Below are 10,446 nucleotides of genomic sequence, written 5' to 3'. Positions count from 1 at the left end.
CCTCGGTCTTCGACTTGGTGCGCGCGGTCAACAAGGCCATCGAGGCCGGCGAACTCGTCGCCGGCGATCGCGACCGCATCTTGGCCGCGCTGGCCGGCGTCGACGAGGTACTGGGTGTTCTCGATCCGGCCGACTGGCCGGCCGGCGCTTCGGACATGGCGGACTCCGGCGACGCCGGCGGCCTCGGCGACGCCGAGATCGATGCGCTCGTCCAAGAGCGCAACGACGCCCGCGCCGCCAAGAACTTCGCTCGTGCCGACGAAATCCGCGACCAGTTTGCCGCTGAGGGCATCGTTCTCGAAGACACCCCAGACGGCACCCGCTGGAAAAGAACGTAGCGGTCGCCCTCCGCTCGCCCTCGAGCGAAGCGAAGGGTCTCGACCGTCTGGCTAGAGCCAGCTTCTCTGCGGCTGCGCGAACCGATAGCAGGCCGCCGGTGCTCTCCTTTCGCTCGCGCAGAGAGGCTTCGCTCCAGGAGGCACGCGGCGGGCCTTTCAGCCTCGGGGACACGATTCCTTCGTGTCCCCTTCCCGACTGGTTTTCCAAGCCGATCGTCTTCTCCTCCCGCCAGAAACCCCGACCCATCTGCGTCTACTCCTAACGAATGCCCACTCCGCCCGCAAACCCCACCAACTTCGCCAGCGCCGCCGACACTCGCGCCAAAGGCAGAATCGCCGAGTCCGCGGCCGTCCGCTGGCTCGAGCGCGAGGGCTACGAGATTCTCGACACCAACTTCGCCATTCGCGCCGGCGAGATCGACGTCATCGCGATCGAGCCCAACACCGACGGCGACACCCTCTGCTTCATCGAGATCAAGGCCCGTCGCGTAGCCCACTTCGGCCCGGCGATCGGCGCGGTGACGCCACACAAACAGCGTCGGATTGCCCGAGTCGCGGGCGCCTATCTCGGTCGCTCGAAATGGACCGGCCCCTGCCGCTTCGACGTCCTGGGCATGGACCGAGGCGAGGATGGCTGGCGGTTCACCCTTTTGCGCGATGCGTTCGGGGCGGGGTAGCTTCTGCGGAGCTTCTCCGGTGCGCTGTCATTCTGAGCGAAGCGAAGGATCCCGCTGTCCCGTCGGCAGAGGGCCAGTCTCCGCCTTTGAAAACCAGTCGGGAAGGGGACACGAAGGAATGGTGTCCCCGATGGCTTGACACCCCTCCACCCCCCCAATACCATTCTCAGCCCAGGGCGGGAATAGCCCAGTGGCAGAGCACAACCTGGCCAAGGTTGGGGTCGCGGGTTCGAACCCCGTTTCCCGCTCCAGATCTTCCGCCTTGCAGGCGGACACGGCCCTCGGGTTGTCGTATTATGAAGGGGCCGCGACCGCGGCCGCTTCCGTTTCGGGGCGACGTAGCCAAGTGGTAAGGCAAGGGTCTGCAAAACCCTCATTCCCCGGTTCGATTCCGGGCGTCGCCTCCAACTAATTTCAATTACTTCAACAATTTACGCTAGAGTAGTAGTCGGTTCGATCCACTCGCAGCTAGCCCGATAAGGGCGACTGCCATAGAAAGGTCAAGTACAGACCTCCACGGTTCGCTCGACACCTGTTGGCATCGAACGTCCAGTTGCGGTGTAGCTCGAGGTTTGGACTACGGCTTCTTCTCGGTTCTCGGGATCGCTGGTTGACGGGCGCCGCCGGTATCGAAGCGGTGCCGGCTCTTCTCGGTCAAACTGAACCAGACTGCCATCAGGACCTCGGGGGCCATCTCTTCGTTCGATTCGGTGAGGGGGCATAGTCTTCTCGTTGGGCCTCCGGAGCGAGCCTGAGTCCAAGGGCACCAGGGACGGACTCCCCGGAAGAGTGCTCTTGGAAGGGGGGCCCGTTTCGGGGACCAGTCGCCCATGGATGCTTTCCCTCGAATCTGGAAACCAGCGAGATTGTTCCGTCGGATCGTCGAGCGTGCGAGAGCCGTATGTTTTCTCCTGCGAGCTGCGCTCGGTGTGGCGGTGGTCAACATCGACAACGGCTTTGGCGCCGCCTGCGTGGCGCTTCGAATCGTCGGTGCCGAGACCTGAGGCCCCCACGACTCCCGGACAACTTGCCGGCGCTTTGGGGTGACGCTAGCCGGACTCGCGGCGTCAACACTGACGCTTCGCCTGGCTACCGCCGGGCGCCTTTCGAGAGCCCCAGGACGTCAACGAGCCGCCGATCGCACCAAGTACCAGAAGCACGACCACCGTCGTGGTCAGGGGCACCGGTCGCTGACCGGCTTCCAGGAAACGTTGACTGACCCACCATGGGCGATAGGAGGCGAGCACGTGGGAACGTCGGACCGCATCCGGGCCGCTGTCCGTGAAGTCGAGAATCGGGAAGGCGAAGGTTGGTGAAGGAGACGGGGAGAAGCGCGAGGCCCGCTCACCTTCGCGGCTGGATCTGACGATCGCGAGCACTTCACGCGGTCGCTGGACCAGATGGGAGATCTCGGGATCGAAGTATGCCCAGGGGCGTTCGTCGTAGAACGCGGAACGCAGCCCCCTCTCGACGTACAGCCGATGCGGGTCGACGATCAAAGAAGAGAGCTGCACTGCGAAGCTGAGAGCGAGCAACAGGACGGTCCCACGCAGGCCGAGCGACCGCGCACCGGCGGGGACGAACAACCAGAGAACGGCGAAGACGGGAGTCAGGTAGCGTGGTCCCCAGGCCGGATCGCCCGCGAAGATCACAAGACTCCCGATGAACAGCCAGAAGACACCGAGTGAGGCAACCAGCGCCATCGTCGGCCAGGGATCCCTGGCCCACCGCCGACGGACACCGGCCAGAGCTATCAAGATCGCCGGGAAGTACCAGAGGGCGCCCTTGCCAGGACTCACAGCGAGCGAGAGTACTCCGGCGGCCGGATTGCCCGGGAAGGGAGCGACGTACGCTTCCTCGAGCTGCCTACGGACTTCTCGACTCTCGGGGGGGAACTTGTAGCGCTCGTAGCCGACGTGCAGTCCGATACCCAACAGCAGTAGCACCAGCACGACGAGGCGCCGCCGGCTCTGTGCACCTCGCTCCAGCTCGCTGTTGTGCCCGGCGACCAGGACCGCCAGCAGGAGTACGGCGAGCGGCGGCTTACAGTGGAAGGCGATTGCCAGCGAGATGCCTGCCAGCAGGTGCCACGAAAACCACGCACTGCGTCCCGCTCGATACGCCAGCACCACGGTAAGCACCGAGAAGAAGGCCCCCAAGACGTCGTCGAAGGTACTCGTCGAGTAGAACCACGTCGGCGTACAGACCAGACCGAGGGCCGCCCAGCCTATCGACGCGCGAGATGAATGCCCGAGGTGGCGGAACCACTGCGCATACAACACGACCAGCGCGGCGGCCATCAGAGCGCCGGTCAGGACGAAGAAGAAGTGACGGCGCGGCTCACTTCCCGGTCCAAAGAGGTCGGCGATCAGGACCGCCGGAACTCCCAGCAGGCTCTGGGGTAGACGGTAACCCGTGTAGGGGCGCTTACCGCGCCCGGGAAAGACGGCATACCACGAGTCTTGGTTTCTGATCGTTGCGTCGCCGTGATCGACGAGACTGCGCGCCACCTCGTAGCGAGTCTGGCCGTCCACGATGTCGATCCTTCCTGGACCGGAAAGGGCGGCCAGGCTGAAGCAGAGCAGAAACAGGCCAAGAAGCGAGAGCCGCCATGACCATTTGACCTCCATCGCCCTCAACCGATGCCTCGGTCGAGGTTGGCGAAAAGAGAGGAGGATCGGACTGGCAGCGTTCGATTCTCCATAGAGCGTGACCCGTGAGCAGCCATCTCATCGTACCAAGAGATGATCGATTCGGATCGGTCCCCAATGGCTGGCACGGCGTGGAGAAGCCCCAGGCACTCGAAAGCCCCGGCAGCCGGCGCTTCGGTTGCGCCGGGCGGCCACTCCCATACAATCCTGCTTCAATCCGTGCGGAACGAAGATCTCAGAATAGGCGGATCCAATGCGCATCGGCGTCGCCACCCATAACTATCCGCCCCACCCCGGGGGATTGGAGACGCTCGTCCATGGGCTCACTCGCGGTTTCGCCCGCCAGCACGAGGTCGCCGTTGTGAGCACGGCCTGGGAGAACCGGTGGGGCGTCTCGACCGAGGACGGCGCCACAGTACACCGCCTGCCGGCCTGGCACGGAGCCGAAGAACGAGGCGTGCCTTACGCGATGCCGTTGGGGCCCGGTGTGCGTCGAGCTCACGCCGCCCTGCGCGCCTGTGATGTGCTGCACGCTCACGGGTGCTTGTACTCGACGACTCTCTTGGCATTGCTCGCACGGCGTCGGCGGGTGCCTTTGATCATCACCGAGCACGTGGGCTTCGTCCACTACCCATCGAGAACGCTGAACGCCATCCAGCGACTTGCCTGGACTCTGATCGGCGGTCCGGTCGTACGCCGCGCCGCCAAGGTCATCTCCTACAACTCGCGTGTACGCGACGCTCTCGCGGCGCGCTTCGGCGAGCACAAGGTCGCATTCATTCCCAACGGCGTCGACACGGTGACGTTTCATCCCGTGTCTTCTTCCGATCAACAGGCGGCACGCGCCCGCCTGGGACTTCCGACCGAAGGGGTCCTCGCCCTGTTCGTGGGCCGCGCCGCCCAGAAGAAGAACCTGGACACGGTGCTGGGCATGCCCGCCCGGGGCTATCGTCTAGCCGTGTGCGGCGCCGAGCGCAGCCTACCCGCCGAGGTACTCAACCTCGGCGTCTTGCCCCATGACACGATGCCAGAGGTCTTCGCGGCAGCCGACTTCCTGCTCCATGCGGCAACGGGCGAGGGATTTCCGGTGGCTATTCAGGAAGCGATGGCCAGCGGACTGCCGGTGGTGTTGCTCTGGGACCCCGGCTACACCGGCTCGGTCGATCGCGACGCCGTAGTCGCCGTAGATACCTTGGCGGACCTCGAGCACGCCACGACCGAAGTCGCCGCGGATTCGGAGCTTCGTCGTAGACTCGGCGAGTCCTCGCGCGAGTATGCACTCCGCAACTGGAACTGGGATACCACCGTGCAACGCCATTACGATGTCTTTGAAGCTGCGATCGAGGAGGACGCTTGAGCGAATCTGGTCCTACGATGCGCGTCGCGGTCGTCATCCCCTGCCTCAACGAAGCGGCTTCCATCGCCAAGGTGGTTGCCGATTTCCGCGCCGCGCTGCCCGACGCCCAGATCGTCGTCGTCGATAACGCTTCCACCGATCATACGGCCGAGATTGCCGCGGCGGCCGGCGCCCAGGTGATCCGAGAGACCCGAGCCGGCAAAGGGTTTGCTTTGCTCACGGGACTTCGCGAAGCGGCACCGTCCGACGTCTTCGTGATGGTCGACGGGGATGACACCTACCCCGCCGAGGGCGCCTCCGCCCTGATCGCACGCCTCGAGGAGGGGGCCGACATGGCGATCGGCACGCGCCTGCAGGGTGCCGGCGAGGGGGCCTTCCCCGTAGGTCACTCCTGGGGTAACCGACTTTTCAACGGCGTCGTGCGACTGCTATTCGGAATCCGCACGCGAGACTTGTTCTCGGGCTATCGCGCTCTGACCAGCCGCTTCCTCGAACAGTCACCACTCATCGCCCAGGGTTTCGAGATCGAAGCGGAGCTCTCGATCCAGGCGGTGGCCAATCGCTTCCGGGTCGACGAGGTCCCCGTGGCCTATCGCGCCCGGACCGGCGAGAGCGAATCGAAACTCCGCACCTTCCGGGACGGCTACCGGATTCTGCTCGCCATTCTCGCTTTCTTTCGCGACTATCGTCCGCTGACTTTCTTCGGCCTAGCGGCACTCGTGCTGTTTGTGGCATCCCTTGTTTCTGGAAGTCTCGTCATCCAGCAGTACTTGGCCACCGGGCAGGTGCTGCGCATACCGCTGGCCGTTCTCGCTTCGGGCCTCTTCATCCTTGGCGCGTTGAGCCTGACCGTGGGGGTTCTGCTTTCGTCGATGAACCGGCGAACCGAGGAGATCCGCGCCCTGCTTCTGTCACGGCGGTACTAGACCGAAGGCCGGGCCACAACAACATAGATGCAGGCGTTGTCCTGTCGGACCTGCGCCGGAGTCACGGCATCTTCCAGCTCCATGCGCACATTCATGACGACAGAGAGAAGCGGCAGCAGAAAACGGCCAAGCAACGGTATCCGGCGCAGGACCTGACGAAAACCAAGGAGCCGAAACTGGGTCGTCCAGGCGAGCGGGCCCATGACCCCGGTGACGCTTTCGACTCGAAAGCCGTGCCCGACGAGCTCCGCCGTAAGGCCGTCTTGTGTCCAGCGCCGGAAGTCGGTGGGATGCGGGTGATACAGCCAAGCACCGTGCGTGGACAGCAGCAGCCAGCCGTCGGCTCGAAGCAGACGCCGACACTCACCGAGATACCAATCGAGATCCCAGACGTGCTCGAGGACCTGAAAAGACACCACACCGTGCGCCGCGGCATCCGGCAGAGGAACCGGCACGCCCGGCTCGATACCCACCTGTGCCGAGTCTTCCAAGTCGCAGCCGACGTAGCTGCATCCCAGATTCTCGAACAGGGGTCGATACGGCATGTCTCCGCACCCGAGGTCTACGATCGTCTCACCTGGCTTCGGCTCGAGCGCCAGAGCCAACTCGCGTTCGATCCGGCGGCGCAGGCGCAGCAACGGGTAGCGCTGATGGTCCCACCAGGTCGGCTCTAGGCGCGAAGTGCTCGACATCAGGAACTCGAATAGTAGACCATGGTTCCTCGTTCCGCGATGCTACGCTCTTTGCATTCGAGATCAGCTCTCTATCCTCATGAAACCTGAAGCCCTTCCGAGTTCTTCGACGCCTACCCACGTCGGTGTGTCGTTCCTCGGTGCGGCGATAGCTCTGATGGCGTTCTATCTCGTCGGCACTGTTTTCCTCGAAGGCTTCGCGCTCGATCTCGGATCGACCAACTTCCCGTCGCTTCGCTACCTCATTTTCGTCGCCTTCTACACCCTGCTCGGTGGGCTGGCCGCGGCGTTGCTCGCGCTCGGGACGGCGCGGCACTGGGGCTCCGAGGCCCGGGCCGACGCCTTTGTCGCGCAATGGAAAGCGATCCCCGAGCGCCGATTCCTGATCTGGACATGCGCCGCGGCCGTTGGCATCCCACTGCTCCTGCGCTTCGGACTGATGCGGGGTGCTCCACTCACAGATGACGAGAACGCCTACCGGTTCGCTGCCGAGTTGCTCGCGAGCGGCCGCCTCTGGGTGACGTCGCCGGAGTTGAAGCTCTTCTTCGACCAGAACTTCATAGTCAACGACGGCCGGATGTTTTCGGTGTATTTCCTCGGCTGGCCGGCACTACTCGTTCCCGGCGTCTGGCTGGGTGCGACCTGGGTCGTGAACCCGATCTGCTCGGCGCTCACCGTGCCGCCGCTGCTTCGAACACTGAACCACTTTGTCGGCCCGGAGTGGGCGCGGGCCGGAGTGCTGCTCTATCTGGCGGCGCCCTTCGTGCAGATCGCCGCGGCGACGGAGCTCTCGAACACTTCCTGCCTGATGGCCCTGACCTGGTGCTTGTGGATGTATCTTAGCGCTCGCTCCGTCAACAGCATGCTGCGATACCACGCCGGTTTTGCGCTGAGCTTCGCCGTCGCTTTCTTCATCCGTCCACAGTCGGCGTTGCCGATCGGCTTGCCGCTCCTGATCGCTTGGGGGCTCGCCCTACCCCGCCTCGGCACCCGAGAGCGACTGCGCGCCGTGCTCGCGTTTGGAATTCCAGCCATGGCCCTGGCAGCGCTTTTCATGAGCACTCTCTGGGCACAGAACGGATCTCCGTTCCGGGTCGGATACGTGCGCTACGCCCAGTATCTCTTCGAAAACGACTTTCGCTTCGCGACATTCCGGGCACAGGACCTCTCGGCCCTGCCCGGTTTCGACTTTACGGAAATCGGCGTGGCTATCGCGCGCACCACGGCCGGGATGTTTCGCCTCAACTTCGATCTTTTCGGCTGGCCTTCGTCGTTCGCATTTCTCCTGCTGGCGACACCCTTGCTCTCCGATCGCGCGCGCCTGCTCTGGGCCATGATCGGCTCGTATCTGCTGCTGCATCTGTTTCAGGTCGACTGGGGTATCGACACTTTCGGCCCGATGCACGCCTTCGAGCTCGCCCTTCCGCTTCTGATTCTCTCGATCGTCGGCGCCCGGAACCTGAGCGACCGGCTGAGAGGTGCTCCGGCCCAGAACCGTGACCGTGAATCCTGGCGTTGGTCCACGTTCTCACCCGCCTTGCTCGCGGCGCTGATCGTGACCGCCTGGATCGGTTTTGTGCCCGTCAGGCTCGCGGCGGTCGGGCAGATAGCGGCTCACCTCGATGCCGTGATCGAGGCGCCAAGAGACGCAGGGCTCGAAGCCGCGGTGATCTTCTCTCCGTGGCCCTTTGCTCCGCCCTGCGGCGGCGCTCCCAATCACTTCGTCAACTTCCGGCCGGTCAACGATCCCGACCTGAAGGCCGATATCCTCTGGGTGAACCACCTCGACGTCGAGAAGAATCGTCGACTCGTCGCAACCTTGCCCGGGCGCACCGGATACGTTCTACGCTGGACGCCGGAGTGCGAGGTGGAGCTTCTACCGCTGGCGACTCTGGCCGCCGGCGACGTGGCCCCCGGGATGGTGCGCCGGCCTTCCGGGAGCTAGGCCTGCCTACGCGCCTCGCTCCCAGAGTCCCAAGAACTGCAACCGCGGCGTCCACCAGCGCCACGGCACCCGCGGGTCGCAGGCCAGCGGGTGACGAAGCTCCACCTGACGGAAACCGGCGGCCGCGAACGCCGGAAGCCACTCCCAACCTCGCTGGTATCGGTAGAGCGATGGCACACCGAACCGCCGGTTGCCGAGCTCGTCCATGAGGGCGAGCAGAATGCGCCCAGCCGGGTTCTCAAAGGTGTGGTCCTTGAGCACAACGTCACCACGGCTCACGCGCAACATTTCTTGCAGCCCCGCGGCGGGATCCGGACAGTGGTGCAAAACGTCCACGGCGTAGACGAGATCAAAGCTGCGATCCGGAAAGGGCAGGCGCTGACCGTCGTAGAGCTGCGGCTCGATGAACTCGTGCCGGCGCCGCTGCACGTCTATGGCCACGACCTCACGAACCGCCCCAGCCCCTTTGAGTTGCTGTGCGAACCAGCCATCACCGCTGCCGAAGTCGAGCGCGCGCCGGTACCGACCTCGCGGCGCGAACAAGTTCTCCAGGTGCTGAAACACCGCTTGCTTGTATGCATTGGACGACGGCTCCGGAATGGTCGCGCAGGCGGTCACGGTCGAAGTCTAGTCGCGTTGACCATGAACGCAAGCCGGCCGTGCGAGCCGGCTTCGGCCACCCGGCGGTAAGCTCCACTCAATGGGAAAACGTCTGGTCGCCGGCCTGCTCATCGCAGCGGTCTTCTTTGCCCTGCTTCTGCGCAGAATCGATCCGCATCAAGTGGGGGTGATCCTCCGCCAGGCACACTGGCCGTTCCTGCTGTTGGTGATGTTCCTGCTCGGTGTCTCGCTCTTTCTCAAGGGGGAGCGCTGGTCGGTGGCGATCGCGGCCGGAGCTGGTGCGCGCCCCCGAAAGCGGCTCTTCGCTGCCACGGTGATCGGCACCGCAGCCAATTGCGTTCTGCCGGTACGACTCGGTGATGTGCTGCGGGCAATGGTCCTGCGCAAGCACAATCACGTGCCCGCGACGCGCGCATTGTTCGCGAACTGGAGCGCGCAGAGCTTCGACGTGCTCGCCGTCGCCTTGCTCCTGCTTGCCGGTGTCGCGTCCGGCAAAGACGTCGCGTCCGGGAACCTGCTGGCGTTCGTGATCATCGCGGTGCTGGCGGCGGTCGCGGCGATCGGCACTCTGGCACGCAGGCCACAGCTGCTGGCACGTTGGGCTCGATGGCTGCCCGGCGGTCACGACGCCAAGCCTGCCCAGTTGGCCCGGGACGCCGCAAGCGGCTTGCGTTTCTTGGGCGAGCCGGCAGTATTGCTCCGGGTGGTGAGCTACACCGTGGCGGTATGGACCTTCGAGGTGGGATCGATATGGCTGGCTCTCAAGGCGTTCAACATCGAGCTCGGCATCGCGGCGCCGGGCCTGCTGGTGGCTGCCACCGGGCTGTCGTTCGCGTTGCCGCTAACGCCCGGTAACATCGGGACCTATCAGGTGATCACCATCCTGGTCCTCGGATTCTTCGGCGTTGACTACGATCGTGCCTTCGCGTTCGGAATCGGCTACCAAGGCTTCGCGCTGTTCGCAACCGTGGCGATCGGCCTGGTGTTCTTTCAGCGCGAGGGATTGTCCTTACACGATCTCAAGGTGGATACCGCATCCGCGGACGCCAAGGCTAGCTCGCCGTCTTGACGGCCACTCGGCCCGTCTAGTAAAAAAAAAAAAAAAAAGGACGCGGCACGGTTTCGAAGAACTCATCCACTGCTTTCTTGGCTCCCCCCAGCGCCCGCCGAGCGAGTGGGAGGAAGAGTATCGGCAGTTCCAACGTCGTCGATTCGACGACCGGGACTACGTGTACGTGT

9 protein-coding genes, 2 tRNA genes and 1 pseudogene are annotated in these 10,446 nt (G+C 64.3%); 9 read left to right on the top strand and 3 right to left on the bottom strand.

All coding sequences use genetic code 11. The annotated features are described in order from the left end of the window. Nucleotides 1-191: 191 nt before the first annotated feature. The 5 genes and pseudogenes from GY769_19215 (at nucleotide 192) to GY769_19195 (ending at nucleotide 2,019) form a co-directional block, all read left to right on the top strand. Nucleotides 192-338 (top strand): annotated as a pseudogene (locus tag GY769_19215) (cysteine--tRNA ligase). A gap of 266 nt (nucleotides 339-604) precedes the next feature. After that, nucleotides 605-1,015 (top strand): YraN family protein, encoded by a 411-nt coding sequence (locus GY769_19210; protein MCP4204052.1) that lies wholly within the window; start codon nucleotides 605-607, stop codon nucleotides 1,013-1,015. Nucleotides 1,016-1,191: 176 nt separating this feature from the next. Beyond that, nucleotides 1,192-1,266: transfer RNA gene (locus GY769_19205), tRNA-Gly, on the top strand. A gap of 81 nt (nucleotides 1,267-1,347) precedes the next feature. Then, nucleotides 1,348-1,422, top strand: a tRNA-Cys gene (locus tag GY769_19200). A gap of 459 nt (nucleotides 1,423-1,881) precedes the next feature. Beyond that, nucleotides 1,882-2,019 carry a hypothetical protein gene (locus GY769_19195; GenBank protein MCP4204051.1) on the top strand — a complete coding sequence of 46 codons (138 nt, stop codon included), beginning with the start codon at nucleotides 1,882-1,884 and terminating at the stop codon, nucleotides 2,017-2,019. A 63-nt stretch (nucleotides 2,020-2,082) separates the two neighbouring features. Here the strand turns inward: GY769_19195 and GY769_19190 are convergent, their stop codons facing one another. Further along, nucleotides 2,083-3,549 (bottom strand): hypothetical protein, encoded by a 1,467-nt coding sequence (locus GY769_19190; protein ID MCP4204050.1) that lies wholly within the window; start codon nucleotides 3,547-3,549, stop codon nucleotides 2,083-2,085. Nucleotides 3,550-3,919: 370 nt separating this feature from the next. Between GY769_19190 and GY769_19185 the strand changes: the two genes are divergently transcribed. Together GY769_19185 and GY769_19180 are read left to right on the top strand one after the other, a co-directional pair. After that, entirely contained in the window at nucleotides 3,920-5,023 is a 1,104-nt protein-coding gene (locus GY769_19185; protein ID MCP4204049.1) for a glycosyltransferase family 4 protein, read from the top strand. Continuing rightward, nucleotides 5,020-5,949: a glycosyltransferase gene (locus tag GY769_19180; GenBank protein MCP4204048.1), complete on the top strand. Its 930-nt coding sequence runs from the start codon at nucleotides 5,020-5,022 to the stop codon at nucleotides 5,947-5,949. Before GY769_19185 ends, GY769_19180 begins: the two co-directional genes overlap by 4 nt. Here the strand turns inward: GY769_19180 and GY769_19175 are convergent. Further along, complete coding sequence (locus GY769_19175) at nucleotides 5,946-6,641, bottom strand: class I SAM-dependent methyltransferase (protein MCP4204047.1); 696 nt, start codon at nucleotides 6,639-6,641, stop codon at nucleotides 5,946-5,948. The two genes, GY769_19180 and GY769_19175, sit on opposite strands and share 4 nt — an antisense overlap. A gap of 157 nt (nucleotides 6,642-6,798) precedes the next feature. Here GY769_19175 and GY769_19170 point away from each other — a divergent pair, with 157 nt between their 5' ends. Beyond that, nucleotides 6,799-8,586 (top strand): hypothetical protein, encoded by a 1,788-nt coding sequence (locus tag GY769_19170; protein ID MCP4204046.1) that lies wholly within the window; start codon nucleotides 6,799-6,801, stop codon nucleotides 8,584-8,586. 6 nt (nucleotides 8,587-8,592) lie between these two features. Here the strand turns inward: GY769_19170 and GY769_19165 are convergent, their stop codons facing one another. Continuing rightward, nucleotides 8,593-9,204, bottom strand: coding sequence for a methyltransferase domain-containing protein (locus tag GY769_19165; GenBank protein ID MCP4204045.1), 612 nt, complete (start codon nucleotides 9,202-9,204; stop codon nucleotides 8,593-8,595). A gap of 82 nt (nucleotides 9,205-9,286) precedes the next feature. On the opposite strand from GY769_19165, the gene GY769_19160 reads away from it, so the two are divergent. Next, the gene (locus tag GY769_19160) at nucleotides 9,287-10,276 is read left to right on the top strand and encodes a flippase-like domain-containing protein (protein MCP4204044.1); all 990 of its coding nucleotides are present in this window, start codon (nucleotides 9,287-9,289) and stop codon (nucleotides 10,274-10,276) included. The last annotated feature ends 170 nt before the right edge of the window (nucleotides 10,277-10,446 follow it).

The sequence above is a fragment of the bacterium genome (assembly GCA_024224155.1).
Taxonomy (GTDB): domain Bacteria; phylum Acidobacteriota; class Thermoanaerobaculia; order Multivoradales; family JAHEKO01; genus CALZIK01.
The sequence above is the reverse complement of the archived record's forward strand: the minus strand, read 5'-3'. Positions and strand labels throughout refer to the sequence as shown.